Raw genomic sequence first — 26,411 nt, 5'->3', positions numbered from 1 at the left:
GTAGCCAGCGGGTCGTGGCGGCCCTCAGCCCGATGCCGGCCCGGCCAGGTCCGCGAGGATCGCGCGCACTGCGTCGCGCCCGGCGCGGTTGGCCCCGACCGTGGACTGGGAGGGCCCGTAGCCGAGCAGGAACAGGCGCGGCTCGTCCAGGGCGCGCCCGCCCGCCACGCGGATGCCGCCGGCGGGCGTGCGCAGCCGCAGCGGAGCGAGGTGCCGGATCGCCGGCCGGAAGCCGGTGGCCCAGAGGATCACGTCCGCCGGTTCGAACGAGCCGTCGGGCATCCGCACCCCGTCCGGCTCGACGGCCGTGAACATGGGGTGGCGCACCAGCACGCCTCGCGTCTCGGCCTCGCGTACCCAGGACGAGCGGTGCATCCCGGTCGCCCCGACCACGGAGCCCGGCGGCAGGCCCGCACGGGTCCGTTCGTCCACCCCGCGCACCGACTCGGCCAGGGCGCCGGGTGCGGCCGAGTCCTGCCACCGCGGTTCGCGGCGGGTCACCCACAGGGTGTCCGCGACCGTGGAGATCTCGGCCAGCAGCTGCGTCGCCGAGACGCCCATGCCCACGATCACCACCCGCTGCCCGGCGAACTCGTCCTTGGACACGTAGTCACGGGTGTGCAGCTGCCGGCCGCGGAACGAGCGCATCCCGGGCACCGAGGGCCACCGTGGGGACGTCCAGGTGCCGGTCGCGTTGACCACGAAGTCCGCCCGCCACGTGCCCGGCGCCCCGTCCGTGCGGACGAAGAACCCGCGCGCACGTCCCGGCTCGCCGATCCGCTCGACGCGCCTCACACGCACGGGCCGCCGGATCGGCAGGGCGAACCGTGCCTCGTAATCGGCGAAGTAGGCCGGCAGCAGGGTGTTGGCGTGCGCGGCCGGGTCGGCCGGCGGCACCGGGTCGCCGGGCAGCTCGTGGATGTGGTTGACGGTGGCCATCATGAGCGAGTCCCAGCGGTGCTGCCACGCGCCGCCCGGGGCGGTCTCCGCGTCGAGCACCACGAACGTGCCGGGGGCGTCGTCGGGGACGCCGGCGGCGCCGTCGTCGTTCGGACCCAGCCCCACGAAACCGCGGCGGCGCAGGTGGTAGGCGGCGGACAGCCCCGCCTGGCCCGCGCCGATCACGACGACGGTCGCCCGGCCCACCCGGCCGGGCTGCGGCGGGGCGGGGGAGGGGGACGCGGTCATGCCCGCAGGATACGTGTGCGTCGACGGCGGGCCGGGCGCCGGGGCCCCTGTCGCCCACACGCGCCGCCCGGTACACTCGACGCCCATGTGGATCTTCCTGCGCTGACGCCCCCGCGTCACTGCCCGCCCCCGCCCCCTCGCGCGCCCGCCTCGGATGAGGCCGTCGAGCGCGCCCCGGCACCTGATGGAGATCCCACCATGGACGATGTGGTCCGCCCCTGCACGCCCGCCGACGAGACTTCGTGGCTGCGGTGCCGCGTGCTCGCCTTCCTCCCGCGAACGGAGCCGCCGCGAGATCGTCGCAGCGCGGCGCCGACCCCTGCCCACACGGCCGTGCGCGTCACCCGTCACGTCCGCCCCCTGCGGACAGCCGCCTAACGCGTCCGCGCACCCCTTTACCCTGAGACCATCGGGCCACCCGACCGCGGCGGCCCAGAGGAGACCATGACTGAGAAGAACCAGCACACCCCCGGCCCCCAGGGCACCCACGGCTCCGAGGACGAGATCCAGGCCGTGATCGAGCGCATCCTGGCCGCCGATGACGCTCGCCGTGCCTCCGAGCGCGAGGCGACCGGGCGCGGCTCCGCGGTCAGCGTGGCCGCGGACGACGAGGGCGCCCCCGACGCCGGCACCCCGGACCGTTCCGGCGCGCTCGCGGGCCGCGCACTCGCCCTGAACGAGGGCGAGGACGGCCACACGGACGCCGACGGCGACCAGGACGAGCTCGCCGCGCGTCACTCGCTCAAGCGCGTGCAGGGCCTGTCCACCGAGCTCGAGGACATGACCGAGGTCGAGTACCGCCAGCTGCGCCTGGAGCGCGTGGTGCTGGCGGGCGTCTGGACCGAGGGCTCCGCGGAGGACGCGGAGAACTCCCTGAGGGAGCTCGCCGCGCTCGCCGAGACCGCGGGCTCGGAGGTGCTCGACGGCGTCATCCAGCGCCGTGCCACCCCGGACCCGGCCACGTTCCTCGGCAAGGGCAAGGCGCAGGAGCTCGCCGAGATCGTGGCGCTCTCCGGCGCGGACACCGTGGTGGTGGACTCCGAGCTCGCCCCGTCCCAGCGCCGTGCGCTGGAGGACGTGGTGCGGGTGAAGGTGATCGACCGGACCGCGCTGATCCTGGACATCTTCGCCCAGCACGCGAGCTCGCGTGAGGGCCGCGCCCAGGTCGAGCTCGCGCAGCTCGAGTACCTGCTGCCGCGCCTGCGCGGCTGGGGCGATTCCATGTCCCGGCAGGCCGGCGGCCGTGCCGCCGCCGGCGAGGGCATCGGCTCCCGCGGCCCCGGCGAGACCAAGATCGAGCTGGACCGCCGCCGCATCCGCACCCGCATGGCGAAGCTGCGCCGGGACATCGCCGGGATGAAGCCGGCACGCGAGGCCAAGCGCGCCAACCGTCGTCGCAACCGGGTGCCGTCCGTGGCGATCGCCGGCTACACCAACGCCGGCAAGTCGTCCCTGCTCAACCGCCTCACCCACGCCGGGGTGCTCGTGGAGAACGCCCTGTTCGCCACCCTGGACCCCACCGTGCGCAAGGCCATGACGCCGGACGGCATCGGCTACACCCTCTCGGACACGGTCGGCTTCGTGCGGAACCTGCCCACGCAGCTGGTCGAGGCGTTCCGCTCCACCCTCGAGGAGGTCGCGGACGCGGACGTCATCCTGCACGTCGTGGACGGCTCGCACCCGGACCCCGAGGGCCAGATCGCCGCGGTGCGCTCCGTGTTCGCGGAGGTGGACGCGCACCGGATCCCCGAGATCATCGTGCTGAACAAGGCGGACGCGGCGGACCCGGCCGTCGTCGCCCGGATCCGGTCCAAGGAGCCCCACGCCGTGGTGGTCTCCGCGCGCACCGGCGAGGGCATCGACGAGCTCGAGCGCGCCATCGCGGCCACCATCCCGCGGCCTGACGTGCGGCTCGAACTGCTGATCCCGTTCACCCGGGGTGAGCTGGTCTCCCGCCTCCACTCGGCGGACGCGGAGATCCTGGCCGAGGGCTACGAGGAGGGCGGCACCCGCCTGTCCGTGCTGGTCCGTGAGGACATCGCGTTGGACTTCGCCGAGTTCGTCGTGGAGGCGGACGCGTTGTGAGCGGCGGGGCGGAGGAAGTCGGGGCGGGCGGCGCGCAGCCCCGCACGGAGCGCGAGCGCGAGGCGCTGCGCCTGCTGGACGCCGCGGTGCAGGCCACCGGCGGCCAGCATCGCGCGGGCCAGCGGGAGATGGTGCTGCAGGTGGCGCGCGCCCTCGAGTCGCGCCGCCACCTGCTCGTGCAGGCCGGCACCGGCACCGGCAAGTCCCTCGCCTACCTCATCCCCGCGATCCAGCACGCGATGACGCAGGAGGACCCCGTCGTCGTCGCCACGGCCACGCTCGCGCTGCAGGCCCAGATCATGAAGCGGGACGCCCCTCGGCTGGTCGAGGCGCTCAAGGACGAGCTGCCTCGCGAGCCCGTCGTCGCCCTGGTCAAGGGCCGCTCCAACTACCTGTGCCGGCACAAGGTGGACGGCGGCTACCCCGGGGACGAGGGCGAGGAGGCCCTCTTCACGGTCGCCGACGACGGCGGGGTGATCGGCTCCGCCACGGACGGCGCCGCCGGGCCCTCCTCCCTGTTGGGCAAGGAGGTGATGTACCTGCGGGCGTGGGCGGACCAGACCGAGACCGGGGACCGCGACGACCTCGAGGTCCCCGTCACCGACCGCGCGTGGCGGCAGGTCTCCGTCTCCGCGGTCGACTGCCTCGGCGCGTCCCGCTGCCCCCAGGCCGAGGAGTGCTTCTCCGAGCGGGCCCGCGCGGACGCGGCGGACGCGGACGTCGTGGTCACCAACCACGCGATGCTCGCCATCAGCGCCTTCGAGGGGCTCGCGGTGCTGCCGGCGTACTCGGCCGTCGTCGTGGACGAGGCCCACGAGCTGCAGGACCGGGTGACCGGTGCGGTCACCGGGCAGCTGTCCGGGTCGATCGTGCACGGCGCCGCCACCTCGCTGCGCCGTCACACCACCGTGGCCGTGGAGGACCTGATCGAAGCCGGGGCGGCCCTGGACCGCGCGTTCACGGACACCCCGTCCGGCCTGATCGCCGCCGGCCCGGACGAGGTGCAGGAGCAGGCCCTCACCGGCGTCCTCACGGCCGCGCGCCAGTGCCTGTCCGACCTCGGCCAGGACAAGGACAAGGAGGCCGACGCCGACGGCGGACGGCAGATGGCGCGCTCGCGGATCCTCGAGGTCCTCGAGGTGGTGGAGCGCATGCTCGCCGCCAGGCCCGAGGCCGACTTCCCCGAGGTGCTGTGGGCCACCCGCCCCGGCCACTTCGAGCCCGGCGTGGGCTGGCAGCCGGGGGACGAGACCGACCCGCCCCAGCTCTACGTGGCCCCGCTCTCGGTGGCCGGCAAGCTGCGGGAGGGCCTGTTCGGCAAGGCGACGACGGTGCTCACCTCCGCCACGCTCACCGTGGGCTCGGGGGAGCGCCGGTTCGACTCGGTGGCCGGCGACGTGGGCCTGGCCGGTCCGGACGCCCCGAAGTTCGAGGCCCTCGACGTCGGCAGCCCCTTCGACTACCCGCGTCAGGGGGTGCTCTACGTGGCCCGGCACCTGCCCCGGCCCGGCAGGACGGCCTCGCCGGAGTCCCTGGATGAGCTCGAGGCGCTCCTGAGGGCGTCGCGGGGCGGGGCCCTCGGCCTGTTCTCCTCGCGCCGGGCGGCCGAGGACGCCGCCGCCGAGATGCGCCGTCGGCTCGGGCCGAAGACCACGATCCTGTGCCAGGGGGACGCGACCCTCTCCGCCCTCGTGCGCCAGTTCGCCGAGGAGCCGGACACGTCCCTGTTCGGCACCATGAGCCTGTGGCAGGGCGTGGACGTGCCGGGGAACTCGCTGCGGCTGGTGGTGATCGACCGCATCCCGTTCCCGCGGCCGGACGACCCGCTCTCCCAGGCCCGCACCCGGGACGTCGCCCGGCACGGCGGCAACGGGTTCATGCGGATCTCCGCCACGCACGCGGCCGTGCGCATGGCCCAGGGCGCCGGGCGCCTCGTGCGCTCCGTGACGGACCGCGGCGTGGTGGCCGTGCTGGACCCCCGCCTGGCCACCGAGCGGTACGGCGGCTACATCACGAGCGCCCTGCCGGACTTCTGGCGCACCACGGACGGCGACGTCGTCCGTGGGGTGCTGGCACGGCTCGCCTCGGGCGATTGAGCTCGCTCGGCCTCGGGCCGTCAGCCCGGCCCGGTCGGAGGGAGCGGGTCAGAGCGAACGCAGGACCGTGACGACCCGCCCCATCACGGTGGCGTGATCGCCGAGGATGGGCTCGTAGGCCGTGTTCTGGGGGAGGAGCCAGGTGTGCCCGTCGCGGCGGCGGAAGGTCTTCACGGTGGCCTCGTCGTCGAGCAGGGCCGCGACGATGTCGCCGTTCTCCGCCGTCTCCTGCCGGCGCACCACCACCCAGTCGCCGTCGCAGATCGCGGCGTCCACCATCGAGTCACCCGTGACACGCAGCATGAACAGCTCGCCCTCGCCCGTGAGGCGTCGCGGGATCGCCATGACGTCCTCGACATGCTGCTCGGCCAGGACGGGGCCGCCCGCCGCGATGCGGCCGACCCAGGGGACCGGCACGCTGTCCGCCTCGTCCGTGCCGGTGTGCCACGCGGGGATCGTGGAGACCTGCGACGACGGCGCAGCGGCGGGGGAGGCGGCCTCGCCCAGCGGGGTGCCGTCCACGTCGAGCAGCACCTCGAGGGCACGCGGGCGTCCGGGGTCGCGCCGGATGTAGCCGTGCCGCTCGAGACGGCCCAGCTGGTGCGTGACGGAGGAGAGCGAGGCCAGGCCCGCGGCGTCGCCGATCTCGCGCATGGAGGGCGGGTAGCCGTGGTCGGCGATCGCGTCCCGGATGGTCTGCACGATCCGCCGCTGGCGGTCGGTGAGCGGCGCGCGCGCCGCCGGCTGATCGTCGGTGGTGCTCATGGCTGCCGTCCGTTCTCCCGGGGTGATGGTGGCCGGACTCGTGTTCCGGCGTCCGGCTGCCGTCCGGACGCTTACCGTGTCCGCCCCCGCTGGTTGCCTGTGTCCTGGCGATCCCCGGGGGCGTTCCGGGGCGTCCGTGCATCGCTTCGAGCCTAGAGGAGAGCCGCCTCTCCTTCAAAGATATGTTCGATCTCGTCGTGGCGTGTCTCGAACACCTGTGCTAGAAAGGGATTCGAACGGATTCGAACAGATGTTCGATCGCCTGGAGGGCATCCGCCCCGGAGGAGGACACCATGACGCTCACCACCGCCCAGTTCGCCGGCTCGCCCGCGACGGCGCGGCCGCGTCCGGCCACCATCCGTCTGACCCGCCGCGGCCGCCTCGTGCTGCGGGGGATCCCCGTGATCGCCGCGGCCGTGGCCGCCACGCTGGCGGCCGCCTTCTTCCTGGGTGTGCTGCTGTCGCCCGCCGCGGTGTCCGCGGACACCGCGGGACCGGCCACCCAGTCCGTCACGGTCATGCCCGGGGACAGCCTGTGGACCATCGCCGCCACGGTGGCGCCGGAGGCGGACGTCTACGAGGTGATCGCCACGATCGACGAGCTCAACGGGCTCGAGGGCCGGGCCCCCGCGCCGGGCGAGGAGCTGTTCGTCCCGGCCATGCGGTGACGCACGGCGGGCCTCGCCCTCCACGGTTCCTAGACTGGCGGCCATGACCGACCTCAGCTCCCTGCCCCTGCGCGAGAACCTCCGCGGCCTGAGCCCCTACGGCGCCCCCCAGCTGGACGTGCCGTACATGCTCAACACCAACGAGAACACGCATCCGGTGCCGCAGGAGGTCGCCACCGCCATCGCCGAGCGGGTCGCGGCCGTCGCCGGGGGGCTGAACCGCTACCCGGACCGCGAGTTCACGGGGCTGCGACGTGCGCTCGCCGGCTACCTCGGCCACGGCCTCACGGCGGACCACGTGTGGGCCGGCAACGGCTCCAACGAGATCCTGCAGCAGATCCTCCAGGCCTTCGGCGGCCCCGGACGGACACTGCTGAGCTTCCTGCCCTCGTACTCCATGTACCCGCTGCTGGCCGGCGGCACGGACACCGTGTTCGTGGACGGCGGCCGCGCCGCGGACCACACCCTCAGCGCCGAGCACGCGGCGGCCATGGTGCGGGAGCACCGTCCGCACGTCGTCTTCCTGGCCTCCCCCAACAACCCGACGGGCACGGCCCTGGACCTGGCGACCATCGAGGCCGTGTACGCCGCGCAGGCGCAGAACGAGGCCGCCGGCGGGCCCGGCGCGATGGTCGTCGTGGACGAGGCCTACGCGGAGTTCGCCCTCGCCGGCACCCGCTCCGCCCTCACGCTCCTGCCCGGCCGCGAGCGGCTGATCGTCACGCGCACCATGTCCAAGGCGTTCGCCCTGGCCGGCGCGCGCCTGGGCTACCTGGCCGCGGACCCCGCCGTCGCCGACGCCCTGCGCCTGGTGCGCCTGCCGTACCACCTCTCCGCGGTCACGCAGGCCACGGCGGAGGCCGCCCTCGACCACGTGGACGCGCTGCTGCGCACCGTGGAGGACATCAAGGCCCAGCGCGACCGCATCGTCTCCACCCTGCGCGGCCTGGGACTGAGGCCCTCGGTGTCCGACTCGAACTTCGTCTTCTTCGGTCACCTCGAGGACGCGTCCGACGTGTGGCGCCGCCTGCTCGACCGCGGCGTCCTCGTGCGGGACGTCGGCATCCCGCACCACCTGCGCGTCACCGCCGGCACCGAGGCGGAGACGACGGCGTTCCTCACCGCTCTCGCGGAGGTCCTCGGCGAGACCGGGGACCGGTCCTGAGGCGTCACCGGAGTCTCGGCGTCCGCCCGGCTCCCTAGGATAGGGACAGCGCGCGCGGCGCCCCGGCCCGCCGGCACCGGCCGCGCGCACCCGCATCCCCCCGCACCCGTCCCGGACCGGTGCGGACCCAGCCCGAGGAGGACCCGTGGCAGCCGAGTTGATCTCCGGACGCCGTGCGCGCATGACGCGCACCACGAGCGAGTCGGACGTGTACGTCGAGATGGATCTGGACGGCACCGGCCGCGCTGAGATCTCCACCACCGTGCCGTTCTACGACCACATGCTCACCGCGCTGTCCCGGCACTCCCAGATCGACCTGACGGTCCGTGCCACCGGGGACACGCACATCGACGTGCACCACACGGTCGAGGACGTCGCCATCACCCTGGGCGAGGTGCTCAAGACCGCGCTCGGGGACAAGTCCGGCATCCGCCGCTTCGGCGAGGCGTCCGTGCCGCTGGACGAGGCGCTGGCGCGCGCCGTCGTCGACGTCTCCGGCCGGCCGTACCTCGTGCACGAGGGCGAGCCCGAGGGCCAGCAGTACCACCTCATCGGCGGGCACTTCACCGGTTCCATGACCCGCCATGTGTTCGAGTCGATCACGTACCACGCGGCGATCTGCCTCCACATGGACGTCGTGCGAGGCCGGGATCCGCACCACATCGTCGAGGCGCAGTTCAAGGCCTTCGCCCGCGCCCTGCGCGCCGCCGTCGAGGACGACCCCCGCATGACCGGCGTGCCCTCCACCAAGGGCGCCCTCTGATGGCCCGCCCCACCACCGTCCCCGGCGTGCGGCCGCGCGTCGCCGTCCTGGACTACGGCTCGGGCAACGTGCACTCGGCCCTGCGTGCCGTGGAGCGGGCCGGCGCGGAGGTCGAGCTCACGCGCGATCCGCAGGCCGTGCAGGAGGCCGACGGGCTGCTCGTGCCCGGCGTCGGGGCGTACGCGTCCGTGATGCGGGCACTGACCGAGGTCGGCGGCACCCGCTGGATCGGCCGCCGCGTGGCCGGGGGCCGACCCGTCCTCGGCATCTGCGTGGGCCACCAGATCCTCTTCGACGCCGGCGTCGAGCACGGCGAGCGCACCGCAGGCATGGGGGAGTGGCCGGGTGTCGTCGCCGAGCTACCCGCCGAGGTCCTGCCCCACATGGGCTGGAACACCGTCCGGCCGCCCGAGGGCAGCGCCCTCTTCGCGGGCATCGAGGACGAGCGGTTCTACTTCGTCCACTCCTACGGCGTGCTCGAATGGGAGTTCGACCAGACGATCTCCGCCATGCGTCCGCCCCAGGTCACCTGGGCGCACCACGGCGCGGACTTCATCGCCGCCGTGGAGAACGGCCCCCTGTCGGCCACGCAGTTCCACCCCGAGAAGTCCGGGGACGCCGGGCTGCAGCTGCTGCGCAACTGGCTGGAGACCCTCTGATGCCCTACTGGTCCGTCCTCTACCTCGCCCTCGGCGGGCTGCTGCTCGGCGCCGCCTGGTCCATGCGCACGCAGAAGGCGCCGCTGTGGGCCATCGTGATCGTCCTCGTGCTGGCCGGCATGGCCATCGCCGCCTCCTTCCTGACCGTCGGCGCCTGACCGCGCCGGCCGCCCCACCCGAGAGGAACCCCATGACCCCGAACGCCCCCGCCCTCGAGCTGCTGCCCGCCGTCGACGTCCAGGACGGCCAGGCCGTCCGCCTCGTCCAGGGCGAGGCCGGCAGCGCCACCTCGTACGGCGACCCGGTCACCGCCGCCCTGGACTGGCAGCGCGCCGGCGCGGAGTGGATCCACCTCGTGGACCTGGACGCGGCCTTCGGTCGCGGTGACAACCGCGAGGTCATGCGCCGTGTGGTGGAGGAGATCGGCGTGAAGATCGAGCTGTCCGGCGGCATCCGCGACGACGCCTCGCTCGAGAACGCCCTCGAGATGGGTGCGGCGCGCGTGAACCTGGGCACCGCCGCCCTCGAGGACCCGGACTGGACCGCGCGCGTCATCGAGCGCTTCGGCGACCGGGTGGCCGTGGGCCTCGACGTGCGCGGCACCACGCTCGCCGCCCGCGGCTGGACCAAGGAGGGCGGCGACCTCTGGGAGGTGCTCGCCCGCCTCGAGGATGCCGGCTGCGCCCGCTACGTGGTCACCGACGTCACGAAGGACGGCACGCTCAAGGGGCCGAACACGGAGCTGCTCGCCCAGGTCTGCGCGAAGACCGCGAAGCCGGTCGTCGCCTCGGGCGGCATCTCCTCCCTCGAGGACGTTGCCGCGCTCGCGGCCATGACCGGCCAGGGCGTCGAGGGCGCGATCATGGGCAAGGCGCTGTACGCCGGCCGCTTCAGCCTGGAGCAGGCGCTGGCCGTCGCCGGCGGCGCCACGGTGGAGCAGGCGCGCTCCGAGCAGCCCGGCCCGGTCGCCCCGTGACGGGCTCGCACGACGACGGCGGCCTGGCCCGCGACGACGGGCTCGGTCCGATCGACGAGACGGTCGCGGTGCCGCATCCGGCGGCCCGGGAGCTGCCGGGGCACATCCGGGCCGCACTCGACCGCATGCGGGAGAAGACCGCGGGCGAGAACACCGCGGACACCGCGGGCGTCCCGTGGCAGGGCCGTGACCTCTCCGGCCCCGGCGTGGACGGCTCCGCGAACCCGTTGCACGTGTTCGACGAGGACGACGGCACCAGCCCGGCCGAGTGGACCGCCGTCATGTCGGCCCTGACGGACGGCTCCGCCGGTGAGCGGGAGGTGACGGAGGTGCTCGCGCGCATCCGCGTGTTCGCCGCCGTCGTGCCCACCCTTGCCGTGGACGAGGACGACGTCCACGACCACGCCGACCACACCGGTCACGAGCACGACGTCGCGGCGCACGGGGACAAGGCCGCGGACGTGGCCCTCGTGACCATGCGCGCGCCGGACGGCCGGCAGGCGCTGCCGGTGTTCACGAACGTGCCCGCGCTGACGGCATGGAACCCGGTCGCCCGACCCGTGGCCGTGTGGCTGCCGCGTGCCTGCCTGTCCGCCGTGGACGAGGGCTGTGAGCTCGTCGTCATCGACGCCGGCGCCGAGCACACGTACGTGGTGCGACGCCCGGCCGTGTGGTCGCTCGCCCAGCAGAGGGAGTGGACCCCCGCCTATCGGGACCAGGAGATCGCGGACGAGATCGCCGAGGTCGCCGACCTGGTCCCGAACCTGTTGAACCTGGGCCTCGCACCCGGGTCGGGGGTGGCCACGCACACGGGTTCCGGCGCGGTGATGAACGGAGGCGGGGCCGGGCCCGAGCTGCAGATCGTCGCGATGCCCACCCGGGACGCCGACGCGGCCGGGGTGCGCCTGATGACGGCCACGCTCAAGACCCTCCTGGCAGACCTGCCGCTGCTGGCCGAGCGGGCCGACTCCGTGGAGATCACGGTCCGCCGACCCTGATCGGTCGCCCGGCCTGTCCGGTACCGTTGAGGGGGAGGGGAGGGCCCGTGGTGGCCCCACCCCATCCTGGAGGCCGTGCGCCGCGCGCCGGCCCCATGCCTCCCATCCTCCGAGGAGTACCCATGAGAACCAGAACCTTGACCGGCGTCGCCACCGCGGCGCTGGGCGCGGTGGTGGTGGCCGGTGCCGGCCCCGCCCTCGCGCAGACCACGCTCACCCAGGGCTCGGCGATCACCGCGCCGGCCGGGGCGTGCAGTCTGACCATCGTCGACGACGCCACCGCCTACACCGCGGCCCACTGTGGTGCGGGCCAGTGGCAGATCGGCTCGACCGTCCGCGACGCTGACGGCACCGCGATCGGCACCGTCTCGGCACTGCCCGGCGATTCGGGCGTGGACGCGGTCCGCGTGGCCCTGGCCGACGACGTCGACGTCGTGGGCGACTGGTCCACGCGGCCGGCCTCGTCCATCGGTGTGGGCGAGACCGTCTACACCCACGGCTCGTCCGTGCCGCTGGGCGCGCCGAACACCGTGTCCCACACGCAGACCTTCGAGGCCGCCACGGTCTGCGACGACGCGTACGCGGATCAGGTTGCCCTCGACACCGCCTCGACCTACGCCGGCGACTCGGGCGGGGCCGTCTATGACGCCCAGCAGCGGGTGGTCGGGGTCATCTCGGGCATCGCCCCGGTGACCTTCGACGCCGAGGGCAACGTGGTGGGCTGCGACGCCCAGGCGATGTCCTCGATCATGGTCCCGGTCGAGTCCCTCGACGCGCTGGACGCCTCCGCGGCGCCCGCCGCCGAGACCGCCGCGGCCGCGGAGACCGCCGCGGCCGCGGAGACCGCTCCGGCCGCCGAGACCGCCCCGGCGATCGCCGACGTCGCGGGCCCCGTGGCCGACGAGGACCTGCCCACCGGCGGCGAGCCCGCCGTGGACGAGTCCGAGCTGACGGAGTTCACGCCGGCCGAGGAGGAGGCCATCGCGGCCGAGCTCAAGGCCCGCGACGAGGCTGCCGCGGAGGAGGAGGCCGCCGAGGCGGCCCCCGCTGCTGAGACCCCGGCCGCCGAGGCCGCCGCGCCGGGCGTGACCGACGTCGTGGCCGCGCCCGCCGAGGGTGTCGCCTACGGCACCCAGGTGGTCGCGCAGACCGAACAGGGCGGCTTCGCCTCCGTCACCGTCACGGCCTATGACGCGGACGGCACCGTCCTGGGCCAGGACGGCCTGGACCTCACCGGCGAGTACCGCGCCTGGCTGCCCGTGCCGGCCGAGGTGCCCGCGGGCGGCTCCGTGGTGGTGACCGTGGTCGACGCGGCCGGCGCCGCCACGGACGCCACCGTGACCCTGGGCGGTCAGCTGGTCGGCTGATCGATTCCGCCCCCAACGGCACGACGAGGCCCGGTGATCCCGCACGGATCACCGGGCCTCGTCACGTCCCGGGGCGGCCCCGGCCAGGTGGGGACGCGGTCAGCACAGCCCCTCGAGCCGCCGCCCCAGGCGGGAGAAGATCCGGGTGAGGGACTCCGCCTCGCCCGGCGCGAGGTCGCCGAGGAAGAGCTCGTCCACCTGCTGGGCGTGCTCGATCGCGGCGCGTCGGAAGGCGGACCGGCCCTCGTCGGTGAGGACGGCCTCGAAGCCCCGCCGGTCACAGGCCACCGGGCGGCGGTCGATCAGGCCGCGGGCCACGAGCGTCTTCACCTGGTAGGTGATGCGCGACGGGGAGAAGACCATCCGGGACGCCAGCTCTCCCAGCCGGAGCCGGCCCTCGGGGGACTCGTAGAGGAGCAGCAGCAGGTTGTAGTCGGCCAGCGACATGCCGCAGTCCTGTTTCAGGCGGCGCTCCAGCACCTCCGTGAGCATCTGGGTGGCTTCGAAGTAGGCGCGCCAGGCGCGCTTGGGCGGGTCCACCGGGCGGTGCGCCTCCGATGCGGAGCCGAACCAGCCGCCGTCGGGCTCCGCCGGCGCCGCGTCCTGCGGGGCGGGCTCAGGGGCCGGGGTTGAGGAGCTGCTCAAAGGGGGTCACCTCCAGGTCGAGGTCCGCGGGCGCGGCGGCGCGTGCCCGCGGGGGGCGGCTCAGGGTGATCTCGGCCAGGTCGCGTCCGGCGGCCCGGATGCGGGACTGCAGCGGGTCGGTCCGCATCGAGGCCTGCACGCCGGCCGCCTCGCCCCAGTCGTCCGAGGCCGCGAAGACGGCGGTCGGCACGATGCGGGCCTTGAGGTAGGCGAACAGCGGCCGCATGGCGGTGTCGATCATGAGCGAGTGGCGGGCGGTGCCGCCGGTGGCGCCGAGGAGCACGGGCACGCCGACGACGGACGTCGGCTCCGCGAGGTCCCAGAAGGACTTGAACAGGCCCGAGTAGGAGGCCTTGTACGTGGGCGAGACCGCGATGACGGCGTCGGCCTGGGCGACCTCGTCCAGGGCGGCGCGCAGGGCCGGGGAGATGGCGAAGGTCACCAGGGCCTGCGCGATGTCCACGGCGAGCTCCCGCAGCGTGATCAGGTGGATCTGCGGGACCACGCCGTGCTCGGAGAGCGCCGCCGAGGCGGACTCCGCCATGCGTTCGGCGAGCATGCGGGTCTGGGACGGGTCCCCGGACCCGCCGGAGACCACGGCGAGGTGCCGGGCCTGCGGCGTGAACGGGGCGGAGGCATCGGGGGCGCCGGGGGTGGTCACTGCGCGGCACCGCCCTTCGCGGCATCGGCGGTGGCGCGCTGCTCGGCGGCCGCCGCGCGGTCGAGCTGGGCCTGCGATCCCTCCTTGCCGCCGGGCACGGGAGCCTCGCCGCGGCGGGCGCGTGCCACGAGGAACTCGTGGGTCGGGGCCGCCGGGACGTCGTCCGGCTTCAGAGCGTCGAACTCCTTGCGCAGCACGGGCAGGACCTCCTCGCCGAAGAGGTCGATCTGCCGCAGGACGGTGTCCGTGGGCAGGCCGGCGTGGTCGATGAGGAACATCTGACGCTGGTAGTCGCCCACCCAGTCGCGGAACGTGAGCGTGCGCTCGATGACCTGCTGCGGCGAGCCGACCGTCAGGGGCGTCATCCTCGAGAAGTCCTCGAGGGACGGGCCGTGGCCGTAGACCGGCGCGTTGTCGAAGTAGGGGCGGAACTCCGCCACGGCGTCCTGCGAGTTCTTCGCCATGTAGGCCTGGCCGCCCAGGGCCACGTACGCCTGATGGGCCTTGCCGTGGCCGTAGTCCTCGTAGCGCTGGCGGTACAGGCGCACCATCTGGATGACGTGCTCCTTGTTCCAGAAGATGTTGTTGTGGAAGTAGCCGTCGCCGTAGTAGGCGGCCTGCTCGGCGATCTCGGGGGAGCGGATGGAGCCGTGCCACACGAAGGGGGCGACGCCGTCCAGGGGCTGCGGGGTGAGGGTGAAGTCCTGCAGCGGGGTGCGGTGGTTGCCGCTCCAGTCCACGGTCTCCTCATGCCACAGGCGGTAGAGGAGGTTGTAGTTCTCCACGGCGAGTTGGATGCCCTGGCGGATGTCCTTGCCGAACCACGGGTACACGGGGCCGGTGTTGCCGCGGCCCATCGTCAGGTCCACGCGACCGTCGGCGAGGTGCTGCAGGTACGCGTAGTCCTCGGCCAGACGCACCGGGTCCATGGTGGTGATCAGGGTCGTCGCCGTGGAGAGCTGGAGGGTCTCGGTCTGCGCGGCCAGGTAGGCCAGCAGCGTGGGCGGGTTGCCCGGGGCCACGAAGGGCGGGTTGTGGTGCTGGCCGGTCGCGAACACCTCGAAGCCCGCCTGCTCGGCGTGGCGGGCGATCTTGACGGTGTCCTTGATCCGCTGATGCTCGGTGGGGGCGGTCCCGTTCGTCGGATCGGCGGTGATGTCGCCGATCGTGAAGACGCCGAACTGCATGGTGTGCTCCTCAGTGTGCCCGGGGGCGGGTCTCACGGTGCCGGCCGCGCCGTCGCCGTGTTCTTCAAAAATGAACTATACCGCACAACGAGCCGCCCCGTCCTGAATATTCCGCAGGGCCCGACACGGCAGACTGGTCCCATGAGCCCCGCCTTCGACGCCGGTCGCCTCGCCCACACGGACGTCCTCATCCTGCAGCAGGTGACGAGCTTCCTGTCCAACGACATCCAGGTGACGGACCCGGACGGGCGCACCGTCGTCTCGGTGGTCACTACGGGCGGGGGCCTGGGCCGAATGCTGATGGGGAACCGCAGCTTCGACGTGGTCGACGGTGACGACGGCCGCGTGCTCTTCCGCCTCGCCGACCCGGCCACGTTCGGCCGCGACCGCTTCGCGATCCTGGACGCCGACGGGCTGCCCTTCGCCAACCTCGTCCGCCAGATCGCGTTCCTGCGGACGTCCGTGAGCGTCGAGGTCGTGGACGGCACGTGCTTCGCGGTGACCGGCGACCTGTGGGACCACGACTACACCATGACCGTGGGGCAGCGGCCGATCGCCCGCGTGACCGCGCAATTCGGAGGTGTCATGAACGCCCTGGCCGGGCGCTCGCGGTACGAGATGCGCCTGGACCCCGGCATGCCGCCCGTGGTGCGCTGCGCCGTGCTCGGCACGGCCATCGCCCTCGACCTGATCCGGGCCAAGGACCGGCGCAGCAACGGCTGAGTCCGCCGAGCGCGCGGCCGTCTCGGCGGCGCCTCCGGGGCGTGCCTTGACGCCTCCCATAGGATTCGACGGTGGACTTCGGAGCGTACGGACGGCTGTTGCAGGACCCTCGGATCCGCCATCTGCTGGCGGTGGGGTTCATCGCCCGCTTCCCGCACACCGCGGCCGGGGTGATCCTCACCCTCCACGTGGCGCTCACGCTGGGCCTGGGCTACGGCCAGGCCGGCCTGGCCGGGGCGGCGATGACGCTGGGCATCGCGGTGGGCTCGCCGTGGCGGGGCCGCGTGGTGGACGCGAAGGGGCTGCGCCGTGCACTGCTGCCCTCCGTGATCGCGGAGGCCGTGATCTGGCCGATCGTCCCGTGGCTGCCGTTCTGGCCGATGCTCCTGGCCGTGTTCCTGGGCGGCGTGTTCTCACTGCCGATCTTCTCCGTCGTCCGGCAGGGACTCGGCGTGCTCACCCACGGCAAGGACCGGCAGACGGCGTTTGCCCTGGACTCCATCGTCACGGAGACGATCTTCATGATGGGCCCGGCGCTGGGCGCCGTCGTCGCGGCCACGTGGTCGAGTGCCCTCGGCCTGACCATCGTCGGCCTCTCCAGCGCGCTGGGCGGCATCCTGCTGATGTGGTTCAACCCGCCGACACGGTCGAGTCAGCTGGCCGTCGTCGGACCGGCGACCGAGGATCCCTACACCGAGGAGCAGGACCGTCAGGAGGCGATCGCCCAGGCGGTGACCGCCGCGCCCATGCACGTGGAGATGGCCGCCCCCAGCCTGGCGACCGGTGCGCTGCCGGCCATCACGGAGGCCATCCCCCTGGTCACCGGGTCGCTGCCCGTCATCGCCGCGGACGGCTCCGGGCCGACGACGGCGCCGCGCCGGGCCCGGGCCGAGCGGCTGCGGCAGTGGCGGCGGACCCACTTCTCCTGGGTCGGGCCGGAGGTGCTCGGTGTGCTCGTGGTGTCGATGGCGGCCGGGATCGTCATGGTCGGCACCGAGGTCTCGATGGTGGCCGAGCTGGAGTCGCAGGGCGCCGCGGCGTCGGTGGGTCTGGTGTACGCGTTCTGGTGCGGCGCCTCCGCCGTGGGCGGGCTCTTCTATGGGGCCTGGGGCCGCCAGGTGCACCCGTACCTGCTGATGGCGCTGTTCGCCGTGGCGACGGTGCCGCTCGCGCTCGTGGACGGGGTGTGGGCGCTCGCGCTGGCCTCGATCCCCTCGGGTCTGCTGACGGCGCCGACCCTGGCCTCGGCCTCGTCCCGGCTCTCGCACCTCGTGGTGGAGGAGCGGCGCGGCGAGGCGATGGGCTTCTACGGCTCGGCCATGACCGCCGGCGCCGCCATGGGCGCCCCGCTGGCCGGCGTGTTCATCGACGGCGTCGCCCCGTCCGCGGGCTACGTGTTCGCGGCGGCCGCGGGCTTCGTGCTCGTGCTGCTGGCCGCCCTGGCGACGGTGATGCGCGGGCGGCGTCCCGCCTGAGCCGGACCCGCTCCGCGCGTCAGGCCAGGAGCTCGTGGATGCGGCGGACCAGCACGGCGGTGAGGTCCGCGTCGAAGTCCGCGGTGGAGGAGTCCATGAACAGGTGCCGGTCCGTGTCGTACTGGAAGAGGTCGGCGGGGCGGTCCGGGTGCTCGGCGGTGGCCGCGTAGGAGCGGGCGGTCTCGAGGTCGCCCTCGAGGGCCCAGGGGTCGCGGGTGCCGAGGTGGATCTGCAGGGCGGTGTGGGGCTGCCAGAGCGGGGCGTAGGCGTCGAGGGCCAGGACGCCGGCCATGGCGATGCACGCGCGGAAGCCGGGGACCACCTGGGCGGCACGCCAGGCGGGCATCACGCCCATGCTGATGCCCGCGACGACGGAGGCCTCCTGGTGCTCGGCACACGCCCGCATGCCGCGTCGGCCGATCTCCTCGAAGCCGAGGTGCTGGGCGTGGGCGACACCCTCGTCCACGGTGGCGAACGTGCGGCCGTCGTAGAGGTCAGGGGTGTGGACGGTGTGACCGCCGCTGGCGATCTGTTCGGCGAGCGCGCGCACGCCGTCTGTGAGACCGAGGGCGTGGTGGAAGAGGACGATCTGCGCCATGGGTCAGAGCGTAGACCGCGGTGAGCGGCTGCCCCAGAGTGCGGGTGGGTGATCGGGGCGAAGACGTGAGGTGGCTCGCGTCTGTCGCCACGGGTGAGTTGCCGCTCATTGCGTGGAGGGCAAGCGCAGTGTTTCTCCGACCGGTGCCCTGGGTTCTCGTTGCAGCGCTCCTCCCCGGGCGTGCTCTGCTGGGTGGGGGCGAGACTCGGGGACGCATGCTGTCGGTGCGGATGCGGAAAGGAGGCTCCTGCCCACCGGAGACTGCGCGAGCGAGCGGCGAGGAATCTTCTGCATGAGTGCCGAGGCACTCGTGCGAACGGTCACGGGGCTACTCGAGGCAGGACCGGACAGCAGCCTCCTCGCTTCATCCGTCTTGCGACCTTCGGGACGTCTTCGCCGGACGATGCGGCGTCCCCTTTGGACGGACGGCGACGAAGGGGCGCCCTGTCCGACTGCTCCTGGCGACCTCGACCACGGCATCCACGTTCGACGGAGGACGGGAGAACGTCTCGCCGGGTGGACGTCGGAGCTGAGTCCACCGTTCCGCTGCGGTCACACGGGAATCGCCGTCAGTGCGGTCACGCCGGGGCGGGAGACGCGAGCTGGCAGGGCATGCCGGGTTCGGGGACGGCGGGACTGATGTGCACGGCCCGCCCCGGCAGGGGCTCGACCTCGGTCAGCCGTGGCCAGATGAGCCGGTGCTCGGCGTTCGTCCCGGCCGGCACGAAGAAGCGGTGGGGCAGGTGCAGCAGCAGCCGGCCCGTCGCCAGCTCTCGGCCGCCGAACACCGCCAACCGCAGGCCGGCGGCGGTCGGACGGCCGAGCCAGTCGTGCACGTCCTCCTCGACCGTGCGGTAGGTGTCCCCGACGCGCAGGCCGGACCACGCGTTCCAGCCCGTGATCACCGCCGTGCCGCCGGCGGCCGCGAGCTCGCGCAGGCGGGCCAGGGCGGCCTCCCCGGCCCCCTCGACGTCCGGGGTCAGCACCGGCGTCCCGGACCGCGCGGCCGCCGCGGCCTCCCCGGTGCCGTCCAGCACGGCCACCGGCCGGCCGCTGCGCAGCGCCACTTCGACGACGGCGGCCAGCGTCTCCGCGCGACCGCCCGCGGCCTCGACGATCCATGCGGTGCGTCCCTCCGCGCCGGTCGGCCACCGCCAGGGACGGTGCCGGCCGTGGGCCGCGTCGTCGAGCAGGGCCAGGGCCGTGGCCTCCGCCCGGCGAGCGCGGTCCGGCACCCAGCGCTCCGGCAGGGCGGGGGTGACCACGGGCGGGGGTGTCGGCCAGTCACCCGCCGCGTACTTCTCCACCAGGACCGAGACGACGGCCTCCCAGGGGGCGACGGCCGGGGCGGCCGCGGCCTCGCCCAGCCGTCGCCACACGGGCGTGCCGCCGTCGACCGTCCACTGGGACGCGCGGAACGGGACCGTCGGGCGCCCCGCCGTCGAGAGGATCGCGGAGCCGGGGCGACGCGGGTCGAGCCGGGCCGCGGCGGCCGTGCCCACGAGATCCCACGACTCCTGCTCCGTCGCGGTGCGCAGGGCGATCGTGCTGCCCAGGTTCGAGCGCAGGTCCGAGCCCACCGCACCCGTGGCCCGCTGCGTGGCCAGGATGAGGTGGAAGCCCAGGGAACGGCCCGTGGCGGCCAGACGCTGCAGGACGGCGGCCGCGTCCGGGTGGTCGTCCACGAGCACGCGCAGTTCGTCGATCGCCACGACGAGCCGAGGCAGCGCCGCGTCCGGATGGCGGCGACGGAAACCGGGATAGTCGCTGACCCCGGCCTCTGCGAAGAGGGCCTCGCGGCGATGCAGCTCCGCCCGGATGGCGCTCAGCGCCCGCAACGAGGCCGTTCCCACGTGGTTGGTCTCCAGGCTCATCGTGTGGGGGAGCGCACCCAGCGGACCGAACGACGCGCCGCCCTTGAAGTCCAGCAGCAGGAACGCGACCTCGGCCGGCGGGTGGTGCGCCGCGGCCCCCAGCAGGAGGGACAGCAGGAGATCCGACTTCCCAGATCCCGTGGTGCCCGCGATGAGCAGGTGCGGGCCGTCGGCGGCCAGGTCCATCTCGACGACGCCCGTCTCGTCGCCGCCCCGGGCGAGGGTCACGGTGAGCCCGTCGACGGCATTACGGGTGCCCACCTGCCCCGGTGGTGTGAGCGTGCCGTCCCCGTCGTCGGTGGGCAGCAGGCCGAGGTCCACGACGTCGTCGGCCAGCTCGGTCAGCCAGGCGACCAGGGTGCCGTCGGCGAGGCCGTCGGCGGCCACGTCCTCGAAACGCTGCTGTTCGGCGGGGACCACGACGGTGCGCCCGCGCAGGTCGACGACGGCGTCCCCCGGCGCAGGCGGCGGCCCGGTGAAGTCGTACCGCGTCCAGGGCAGATCCGTCCGGGCCGTGGGCGTCGTGCCCGCGTCGTCGCCGATGGCGGCCCGCCACGCTCGCCACGCCGGATCCAGTGCCGCGTCCTCAGGGGCCGTCACCAGCAGCTGCGGGCCGGACCCGCCCGACCACCAGATGCGGCGGACACCACCGGCCTCCACGACGAACGCGCCGTCGGCCGCCACCGCGTGCCGCAGGAGCTGGAACACCGCCCACCGGCAGGCCCCGGCCACATCGCGCGGCGGCCCGACCACGACGACGCGCGACTCCGGCGGTGACGTCGTCATCACGGTGCGCCGCGACGTGACGGCCTCCACCCATGCCTCGTCCGGGTCGTCCCGCGACAGGGACAGCGCCCCGACGCCGGAACCCCACGAGACCGCCACGGCCTCGTCGGCCCCCGACGTCAGCCCGAAGCGATCCGTCGCGCCGGAGCGGACGGCGCGGGCCACCGCACCGGGGCTCAATGTCGCCCGAGCCCGCCGCCGCACGACCGCGTCCGCGCGGGCGGCGAGCAGCCGCGCATGCCGCAGCCGGGTGCGGCGCTGCATCGCCAGCATGACCAGCGCCACCGTCACGGACAGCACGCCGAACAGCAGGAACATCGGGTTGCCCATCATCAGGACCAGGGCGACCCCGAGCACCAGCGGGCCCAGGGCCGCCACCAGCGGGATCACGACGGACTGCCGGGCCGGTGGGGAGCCGAGGTCGACGGCGGGCGGCTCCGGCGTGATCGGCCGCGGCAGGGCGGACCCGGGCCCGCGGACCAGACCCAGGGCGGTCCGGCCCACCGGGAGCGGGCTCCGGCCGTCCCACAGGCGTCCGGTGCCCCGAGGGCCGTCGTGGACGTGCAGCCCGGTGGGCGCGAGCCGCAGACGCATCGGCCGCGACGGGGCAGAGGGGTCGTCCAGCAGCAGCCGCGCCCCACCGCGTCCCGTGCTCAACCCGCCCTCCCCCAGAGGGACGAGGCGGCCGGCGTCGGGTCCGTGCTCGGTGACCACCGCGAGCTCCGGCCCCCGGGCCGGTGCACTGCCGACCCGTGCCGCGTACGTCACGCCGCGCGGCCCGGCAGCGCACCGGCGCAGCGACCGGGCGGGAAAACGTTCCCGCACCGTCCGGTCCTGCTCGTCCGCGTCGGCGGGGAAGTGCTCCACCCGCCATGTCTCGGGAGCGGCCCCGCCCAGGATCCGCACGCTCCAGGCCATCCCCGCCCCTCCCTCCTGAGACCGGCGACCGGCCCGTCCGGCCGCCTGGGGACGACCCTGCCACGGCCTGATGGCGGTTCGGGCGGCCTGTGGACAACTCCCCGTCGAACGGGTCCGCCGCCACGTTGTCCACAGTCATGGTGTCCTGGACCACACGCATCGACGGAACGGGGTATCTTCCTGATCGAGACATGTGCGGCGCTGGGGATGGCGCCTCATCGGGCACAGGAGGGACACATGGATGCGGTGCGCATTCTCGAGGACGAGATCCGGGAGATCGTCCGGCGGCAGGGCATCGACCCGCAGCGTGAGCACGCCCGGGTCCTGACGCTCATCCAGGACGCGGCCGCGGACTACGAATCCCGCGCGATGGTCAGCTCGCTGCCGGACCTGGAGGATCCCGTGGCGGCGCGGCAGGACCTGTTCGACCGCATCGCGGGCCTCGGGCCGCTCCAGCGGCTCATGGACGATCCCTCCGTGGAGGAGATCTGGCTGAACGCGCCGGATGCCGTCTACTGCGCGCGGTCCGGCCGCTCCGAGCTGACGGGCATCGTCCTGACCGAGGAGGAGGTGCAGGACCTCGTCGAAGTCATGTTGAAGTCCTCGGGCCGGCGGCTGGACCTGTCGATGCCGTTCGTCGACGCGGCCCTGCCGGACGGTTCGCGCCTGCACGTGGCCATACCCGACATCACGCGGCGGCACTGGGCCGTGAACATCCGGAAGTTCATCGCCCGGGCGCGCCGGCTGGACGACCTCGTCCGGGGCGGTTCCCTCACTCCGACGGCGGCCCGCTTCCTGGACGCAGCCGTGGACACGGGCATGAACATCCTCGTCAGCGGGGCCACCCAGCCCGAGGAAGAACAAGGCGGTTTTGTTGAGGTGTCTGGGGGCTATGCGAGACTCGCCGCATGAGCGAATCCCAGTGGGTACCCTTCTCGGTCCGGAGGCACGGCGCAGAGGCTGTCGAGGCCCATGCGGCTCTCCACGAAGATCTCATGCCGTGGCAGCGCAAAGCTGTCCTCGAATGGCTTCGGTGCGCCATAACGGATCCACTGGGTGATGTCGATGAAGGCATTCTCACGCCTATGCGGCTGAGCCTCCAGGCGGATATCGCTGGCTCCTACGAGGGGCACTACGTCACTCGGGACATACACGCCAGAGGGCTCACCTGGGACGCAGTGGACTTCGTGCTGAGCACCCAGGAGGACTATCAATGCCGCCCCAACAGGCTCGAAGAGATTCTTCGGCTGGGCGGCTCCGCTTGGACTGTAGGGGCGCTCGGTGGGAGGCGTGCCCTTGTGGAGCGGGTACCCAGCGGAGTTCAGAAGGCGGCCTCGGAAGCATTCAAGGCCGACAAAGCAGGCCCAGAGCTGGCGAGGGCATGGGAGGCACTCTACGGACGCAATCCCGACCCGGCCATCGCCTACTACCACGCAGTCAAGGCAGTCGAGCACCTTGCCATACCGCAGATCTCCCCGAAGGACAAGTCGGGCACCCTGGGCAAGGTTGCTTCCCACGTGCGAGACAACAAACAGTGGGGCCTCCCCCTGACCAAGGCTGAGCCAGCGGAGGTCCACGAGCTCCTGAGGCTGATGCTCAAGCTCCTCCCGGGGAATCACACGGGTCGGCATGGAGCAGACGAGTTCGGAGACGCCACAAAGGAGGACGCCGAGGTCGCCGTTGGGCTGGCCGTCACGCTCGTGCACTGGTTCAGCCGGGGTCTCGTACGGCGGGAGGAGTCGGCCTGAGCGCCTACTCGAACCAGGTCAGGGGCGGCACCACTACTTACGCACCCTCCCTTTTTGCTTCCCGTGGAAGTTACCTAAGCTTCAGGGTCATAACTGAATCCCAGCCGCCTCCCCCAGGCGGCAGGCGCACTGGTACTCGTTGGGACGAAGGCGGTACCGGGGTTGCGTCAGGTAGGCCTGATCCGGGCCTGCGGAACTGACGGGAACGTATGCCAGACCCAGGAAGCACACTAGGCACAACCTCGACCGTCCGGTGAAACCGGATTGGGCGGCGGGGTGGCTGGCCCTCACCGCCACCCCGTGTCGAGGAGTTGTTTCCTGATGTCCGATCCCGTCCTGACCGCCCGTAGCCGCCTGGCCGTTGCCGCCCGCGCCAAGGCCTCCCCCGCTGTGCTGGCGGAGCGCCGCCGCGACCTGACCACCGCCAAGCTCACCCGCGCCATCGAGCAGGCACTGACCGACCCGCACCCGCCGAGGGCCTCCGACCTGCACCGGCTGTCCTTCGCGATGATCGGGGGCCGCAAGTGAGCAAGCGCGAGACCCTCAACGTCCGCGAGGCCCTGCGGATGGGGCTGTGCCCTGACTGCGGCGTCCAGGTCTGCAACGGCCAGTACACCCACGAGGGCACCTGCCCGCTGTTCGCCGCGCTGGAGCGCACCGCAGCTGAGGATGCCGCATGGTTCAAGGCCCATCCCGGTCAGCGCAAGCGCCGCCGCCCCACCACGCCCGCCGAGCGCGACGAGATGCGCATCTACCGCGTGCCCGCCGACCAGTACGTCATCCTCACGCGCAAGGGCCCAGGCATCTACGACCGGGTGCTGGAGCCGTCCGGCCGCCGCGACATGATCGTGGTGCCCGCATGACGGCCGCGGCGATCAAGTGGGCGACCCGCCCTCGGGTGAGCAGCCCCAGCTATGTGCTGCGGGAGGGTGCGCCGGAGGAGTTCCTCCAGTGGCTCGACCTCGATAACCCGGTCAGGGCCGTCGAGAAGAAGCCCGGCACCCCCACCTACGTGCTGGCCGAGCTGACCCACCCGGGCCGGGACGCTCAGGTGCTGGCCCGCTACGGGGCCGCCCTCGACGCCGACGCGTGGACCCCCGAGGCCGCGAGCGCGCTGTTCGAGGTGGTGGCGGGGCTGGGGCTGTGGGCGGTCATTCACACCACCCACTCGACCACCGAAGAGACGGTGAGCTGCCGGGTCATCCTCCTCTACTCCCGCCCGGTCACCCCCGAGGAGCACCTCCGCATCACCCGCGCCCTCATGGAGGAGCTGGCGGGTGACGGGCACGCCTTCGACTCGACGTGCGTCGAGCCCAAGCGGGACATGTTCCGTCCGGTGGTCCACCCTGACCGGGCGGAGCTGTACCGCTCCCAGGCTGTGCCGGGGGATCTGCTGGACGTGGAGGAGTGGCTGAGCCGCGCGCCCACGGAGGCCGCTACCGCGAGCGTCGTCGAGGCGGTCGAGGCCGTCCAGGACCCTGACCGGGCCGACCGCGTGGTCGAGCTGATCCTGTCGAAGGACCTGCCCGAGCTGGCTGCCTTGCCCGAAGGCGGGCGCACGGACGACGGACACGGCTGGTACTCCGGCGGCTACAAGCTCGCGACCCGCCTGGTTCGCGCCCACAACTCCGGCGCTCGCATGCCCTTTGACGAGCTGGAGGCTGCTTTCTTCGAGGCGGCCCCGCCCGCTGAGGGCTCCTACGACCCCCGCGACAAGTGGACCTCCGCCCTCGAAGATGTGGGGGACGCGGGCTTGCCTGAGTTGGAGCGGGACCCCCGCTCGACCGCCGCGCAGGACTTCACCGCCGTGCCCGGTCAGGGGGCCGAGGGCGCGCCCTCGACCTGGAAGCCGGTGGACCTGACGGCCATCCTCTCCGGCGACTACGTCGCTCCGCGCCCGACCCTGCTCACTCGGGACGACGGGGTGAGCCTGCTGTACCCGGGCCTGACCCACTCGGTGCACGGTGAGTCCGAGTCGGGTAAGTCGATGGTGCTCCAGTACGAGGCCGTGTGCCGGCTCCAGGCTGGGGAGGGCGTCCTCTACATCGACTTCGAGTCCGATGCGGCCAGCGTGGTCCAGCGACTGCAGGAGCTGGGCGCCACCCCCGACCAGATCCGCGAGGGCTTCGTGTATGTGCGGCCCGAGTCCGACCCTGCCGACTGGCAGGGGGATCAGGCCGCCTTCGAGGCCACCCTGACCGGGCGGGCGTACGCGCTCGCGGTCATCGACGGCGTCAGTGAGGCCATGTCCGTGGTGGTCGGCTCCGGTCACGACTACAACGAGGCCGCCGTCGAGTACAACCGAAAGCTCCCGCGCCGAGTGGCTGAGGCCACGGGCGCGGCGGTCGTCCAGATTGACCACGTCACCAAGTCCCGCGAGGGGCGGGGCCGCTTCGCGGTGGGCGGCCAGCACAAGATGGCCAGCCTGACGGGCGCGGCGTACGCCGTGGACGTCGTCTCCCCGCTGGGGCGGGGCCTGACCGGGGAGCTGACGCTCTCCGTAGCGAAGGACCGCCCCGGGTACGTGCGAGGGCACTCTGGGCCCAAGGGTGCTGACCGCATGCAGGTGGCCGCGCGTGTGCTGGTCGAGTCCAGCGCCGAGGGCATCCGCATGACGGTGCGGGCCCCGGGGACCCAGGAGCCCGGTCAGGGGGACTCAATGCTGGTGGAACTGATGGGCCGGATTGCCGGGGTGCTGGCCGAGCTCCCCGAGGACCACAAGGGTCTGTCGGGTAACGCCGTGTCCAGTGCGGTGACGGGCAATACGGACCTGAAGCGTCAGGCGCTGGCTGCCCTCGTTCAGCAGGGATACGCCTCGCGGAAGCCCATCGGGCAGGGGTTCTACCACCGCCTGACGAAGCCGTTTATCCCGGAGTTCGACACCCTCGACTGAGCAACCGCGCCCCACAGGTTAGGGCGCGGTTCGAGCGAGCAGCCGCGCCCCCGGTCAGGGGGCGTAAGGAACGGCTTGTTCTGTACGGAAATCGCGCCTACCGCGCCCCACGCCCCCAACCGCGCCCCAACCGCGCCCAGGCCTGGTTGCAACCCACCGCGCCCCCACGCCCC

23 protein-coding genes and 1 pseudogene are annotated in these 26,411 nt (G+C 73.2%); 17 read left to right on the top strand and 7 right to left on the bottom strand.

Annotated features, from left to right (window positions below):
• Positions 1 to 24: 24 nt before the first annotated feature.
• Entirely contained in the window at positions 25 to 1,188 is a 1,164-nt protein-coding gene (locus SJ20_RS00660) for an NAD(P)-binding domain-containing protein (RefSeq protein WP_044658589.1), read from the bottom strand.
• Between the two features lie 444 nt (positions 1,189 to 1,632).
• Between SJ20_RS00660 and hflX the strand changes: the two genes are divergently transcribed.
• Together hflX and SJ20_RS00650 are read left to right on the top strand one after the other, a co-directional pair.
• On the top strand, positions 1,633 to 3,273 hold the full coding sequence (hflX, locus tag SJ20_RS00655; RefSeq protein ID WP_044658588.1) for a GTPase HflX: 1,641 nt from the start codon (positions 1,633 to 1,635) through the stop codon (positions 3,271 to 3,273).
• Positions 3,270 to 5,369, top strand: coding sequence for an ATP-dependent DNA helicase (locus tag SJ20_RS00650; protein ID WP_044658587.1), 2,100 nt, complete (start codon positions 3,270 to 3,272; stop codon positions 5,367 to 5,369). The genes hflX and SJ20_RS00650 overlap by 4 nt, the downstream gene beginning before the upstream one ends.
• A gap of 48 nt (positions 5,370 to 5,417) precedes the next feature.
• Here the strand turns inward: SJ20_RS00650 and lexA are convergent, their stop codons facing one another.
• A complete protein-coding gene (gene lexA / locus SJ20_RS00645; RefSeq protein ID WP_044658586.1) occupies positions 5,418 to 6,134 on the bottom strand; it encodes a transcriptional repressor LexA in 717 nt (238 codons plus the stop codon).
• Positions 6,135 to 6,427: 293 nt separating this feature from the next.
• Here lexA and SJ20_RS00640 point away from each other — a divergent pair, with 293 nt between their 5' ends.
• From SJ20_RS00640 to SJ20_RS00610, 8 genes are all read left to right on the top strand, one after another.
• Positions 6,428 to 6,802, top strand: coding sequence for a LysM peptidoglycan-binding domain-containing protein (locus tag SJ20_RS00640; RefSeq protein ID WP_044658585.1), 375 nt, complete (start codon positions 6,428 to 6,430; stop codon positions 6,800 to 6,802).
• A gap of 43 nt (positions 6,803 to 6,845) precedes the next feature.
• The gene (locus SJ20_RS00635; RefSeq protein ID WP_044658584.1) at positions 6,846 to 7,967 is read left to right on the top strand and encodes a histidinol-phosphate transaminase; all 1,122 of its coding nucleotides are present in this window, start codon (positions 6,846 to 6,848) and stop codon (positions 7,965 to 7,967) included.
• A gap of 181 nt (positions 7,968 to 8,148) precedes the next feature.
• Positions 8,149 to 8,730 (top strand): imidazoleglycerol-phosphate dehydratase HisB, encoded by a 582-nt coding sequence (hisB, locus tag SJ20_RS00630; protein WP_152743305.1) that lies wholly within the window; start codon positions 8,149 to 8,151, stop codon positions 8,728 to 8,730.
• Entirely contained in the window at positions 8,730 to 9,389 is a 660-nt protein-coding gene (gene hisH / locus SJ20_RS00625) for an imidazole glycerol phosphate synthase subunit HisH (RefSeq protein WP_004167703.1), read from the top strand. Before hisB ends, hisH begins: the two co-directional genes overlap by 1 nt.
• Positions 9,389 to 9,547: a hypothetical protein gene (locus SJ20_RS11955; RefSeq protein WP_004167696.1), complete on the top strand. Its 159-nt coding sequence runs from the start codon at positions 9,389 to 9,391 to the stop codon at positions 9,545 to 9,547. The genes hisH and SJ20_RS11955 overlap by 1 nt, the downstream gene beginning before the upstream one ends.
• A 32-nt stretch (positions 9,548 to 9,579) precedes the next feature.
• Positions 9,580 to 10,365: a bifunctional 1-(5-phosphoribosyl)-5-((5-phosphoribosylamino)methylideneamino)imidazole-4-carboxamide isomerase/phosphoribosylanthranilate isomerase PriA gene (gene priA, locus SJ20_RS00620; protein WP_020628149.1), complete on the top strand. Its 786-nt coding sequence runs from the start codon at positions 9,580 to 9,582 to the stop codon at positions 10,363 to 10,365.
• Entirely contained in the window at positions 10,362 to 11,363 is a 1,002-nt protein-coding gene (locus SJ20_RS00615; RefSeq protein WP_020628148.1) for an SseB family protein, read from the top strand. The genes priA and SJ20_RS00615 overlap by 4 nt, the downstream gene beginning before the upstream one ends.
• Positions 11,364 to 11,485: 122 nt before the next feature.
• On the top strand, positions 11,486 to 12,730 hold the full coding sequence (locus tag SJ20_RS00610) for a trypsin-like serine protease (RefSeq protein ID WP_235281203.1): 1,245 nt from the start codon (positions 11,486 to 11,488) through the stop codon (positions 12,728 to 12,730).
• Positions 12,731 to 12,829: 99 nt separating this feature from the next.
• Here the strand turns inward: SJ20_RS00610 and SJ20_RS00605 are convergent, their stop codons facing one another.
• From SJ20_RS00605 to SJ20_RS00595, 3 genes are read right to left on the bottom strand one after another with little or no spacing between them, the layout of a single operon-like run.
• A complete protein-coding gene (locus tag SJ20_RS00605) occupies positions 12,830 to 13,375 on the bottom strand; it encodes a MarR family winged helix-turn-helix transcriptional regulator (protein WP_225348399.1) in 546 nt (181 codons plus the stop codon).
• Complete coding sequence (locus tag SJ20_RS00600; protein WP_044658582.1) at positions 13,347 to 14,036, bottom strand: FMN reductase; 690 nt, start codon at positions 14,034 to 14,036, stop codon at positions 13,347 to 13,349. The genes SJ20_RS00605 and SJ20_RS00600 overlap by 29 nt, the downstream gene beginning before the upstream one ends.
• Positions 14,033 to 15,223, bottom strand: coding sequence for an LLM class flavin-dependent oxidoreductase (locus SJ20_RS00595; protein ID WP_044658581.1), 1,191 nt, complete (start codon positions 15,221 to 15,223; stop codon positions 14,033 to 14,035). The genes SJ20_RS00600 and SJ20_RS00595 overlap by 4 nt, the downstream gene beginning before the upstream one ends.
• Positions 15,224 to 15,364: 141 nt before the next feature.
• Here SJ20_RS00595 and SJ20_RS00590 point away from each other — a divergent pair, with 141 nt between their 5' ends.
• Together SJ20_RS00590 and SJ20_RS00585 are read left to right on the top strand one after the other, a co-directional pair.
• Positions 15,365 to 15,946 carry an LURP-one-related/scramblase family protein gene (locus tag SJ20_RS00590; RefSeq protein ID WP_044658580.1) on the top strand — a complete coding sequence of 194 codons (582 nt, stop codon included), beginning with the start codon at positions 15,365 to 15,367 and terminating at the stop codon, positions 15,944 to 15,946.
• A gap of 71 nt (positions 15,947 to 16,017) precedes the next feature.
• A complete protein-coding gene (locus tag SJ20_RS00585; RefSeq protein WP_036339096.1) occupies positions 16,018 to 17,421 on the top strand; it encodes an MFS transporter in 1,404 nt (467 codons plus the stop codon).
• A gap of 19 nt (positions 17,422 to 17,440) precedes the next feature.
• Here the strand turns inward: SJ20_RS00585 and SJ20_RS00580 are convergent, their stop codons facing one another.
• Positions 17,441 to 18,019: a dienelactone hydrolase family protein gene (locus tag SJ20_RS00580; RefSeq protein WP_044658579.1), complete on the bottom strand. Its 579-nt coding sequence runs from the start codon at positions 18,017 to 18,019 to the stop codon at positions 17,441 to 17,443.
• Between the two features lie 578 nt (positions 18,020 to 18,597).
• Entirely contained in the window at positions 18,598 to 21,597 is a 3,000-nt protein-coding gene (locus tag SJ20_RS00575) for an FtsK/SpoIIIE domain-containing protein (protein WP_044658578.1), read from the bottom strand.
• Positions 21,598 to 21,834: 237 nt separating this feature from the next.
• Here SJ20_RS00575 and SJ20_RS00570 point away from each other — a divergent pair.
• From SJ20_RS00570 to SJ20_RS11560, 5 genes and pseudogenes are all read left to right on the top strand, one after another.
• A pseudogene (locus SJ20_RS00570) lies at positions 21,835 to 22,446 on the top strand (CpaF family protein); the annotation flags it as partial.
• Between the two features lie 59 nt (positions 22,447 to 22,505).
• Entirely contained in the window at positions 22,506 to 23,345 is an 840-nt protein-coding gene (locus tag SJ20_RS00565) for a hypothetical protein (protein ID WP_131661421.1), read from the top strand.
• 321 nt (positions 23,346 to 23,666) lie between these two features.
• A complete protein-coding gene (locus SJ20_RS00560) occupies positions 23,667 to 23,873 on the top strand; it encodes a hypothetical protein (RefSeq protein WP_044658576.1) in 207 nt (68 codons plus the stop codon).
• Positions 23,870 to 24,208: a hypothetical protein gene (locus SJ20_RS00555; protein WP_044658575.1), complete on the top strand. Its 339-nt coding sequence runs from the start codon at positions 23,870 to 23,872 to the stop codon at positions 24,206 to 24,208. Before SJ20_RS00560 ends, SJ20_RS00555 begins: the two co-directional genes overlap by 4 nt.
• A 35-nt stretch (positions 24,209 to 24,243) precedes the next feature.
• Entirely contained in the window at positions 24,244 to 26,238 is a 1,995-nt protein-coding gene (locus SJ20_RS11560; RefSeq protein ID WP_131661419.1) for an AAA family ATPase, read from the top strand.
• Positions 26,239 to 26,411: the final 173 nt, after the last annotated feature.

Source organism: Micrococcus sp. MS-ASIII-49 (assembly GCF_000946635.1).
Taxonomy (GTDB): domain Bacteria; phylum Actinomycetota; class Actinomycetes; order Actinomycetales; family Micrococcaceae; genus Micrococcus; species Micrococcus luteus.
This window is presented reverse-complemented; position numbering and strand designations above follow the sequence as displayed.

Coding starts and splice junctions, on each gene's coding strand:
- SJ20_RS00660 (WP_044658589.1), bottom strand. CDS start 1,188: ATGACCGCGTCCCCCTCCCCCGCCCCGCCGCAGCCCGGCCGGGTGGGC.
- hflX (WP_044658588.1), top strand. CDS start 1,633: ATGACTGAGAAGAACCAGCACACCCCCGGCCCCCAGGGCACCCACGGC.
- lexA (WP_044658586.1), bottom strand. CDS start 6,134: ATGAGCACCACCGACGATCAGCCGGCGGCGCGCGCGCCGCTCACCGAC.
- SJ20_RS00640 (WP_044658585.1), top strand. CDS start 6,428: ATGACGCTCACCACCGCCCAGTTCGCCGGCTCGCCCGCGACGGCGCGG.
- SJ20_RS00635 (WP_044658584.1), top strand. CDS start 6,846: ATGACCGACCTCAGCTCCCTGCCCCTGCGCGAGAACCTCCGCGGCCTG.
- hisB (WP_152743305.1), top strand. CDS start 8,149: ATGACGCGCACCACGAGCGAGTCGGACGTGTACGTCGAGATGGATCTG.
- hisH (WP_004167703.1), top strand. CDS start 8,730: ATGGCCCGCCCCACCACCGTCCCCGGCGTGCGGCCGCGCGTCGCCGTC.
- SJ20_RS11955 (WP_004167696.1), top strand. CDS start 9,389: ATGCCCTACTGGTCCGTCCTCTACCTCGCCCTCGGCGGGCTGCTGCTC.
- priA (WP_020628149.1), top strand. CDS start 9,580: ATGACCCCGAACGCCCCCGCCCTCGAGCTGCTGCCCGCCGTCGACGTC.
- SJ20_RS00610 (WP_235281203.1), top strand. CDS start 11,486: ATGAGAACCAGAACCTTGACCGGCGTCGCCACCGCGGCGCTGGGCGCG.
- SJ20_RS00595 (WP_044658581.1), bottom strand. CDS start 15,223: ATGCAGTTCGGCGTCTTCACGATCGGCGACATCACCGCCGATCCGACG.
- SJ20_RS00590 (WP_044658580.1), top strand. CDS start 15,365: ATGAGCCCCGCCTTCGACGCCGGTCGCCTCGCCCACACGGACGTCCTC.
- SJ20_RS00580 (WP_044658579.1), bottom strand. CDS start 18,019: ATGGCGCAGATCGTCCTCTTCCACCACGCCCTCGGTCTCACAGACGGC.
- SJ20_RS00575 (WP_044658578.1), bottom strand. CDS start 21,597: ATGGCCTGGAGCGTGCGGATCCTGGGCGGGGCCGCTCCCGAGACATGG.
- SJ20_RS00565 (WP_131661421.1), top strand. CDS start 22,506: ATGAGCGAATCCCAGTGGGTACCCTTCTCGGTCCGGAGGCACGGCGCA.
- SJ20_RS00560 (WP_044658576.1), top strand. CDS start 23,667: ATGTCCGATCCCGTCCTGACCGCCCGTAGCCGCCTGGCCGTTGCCGCC.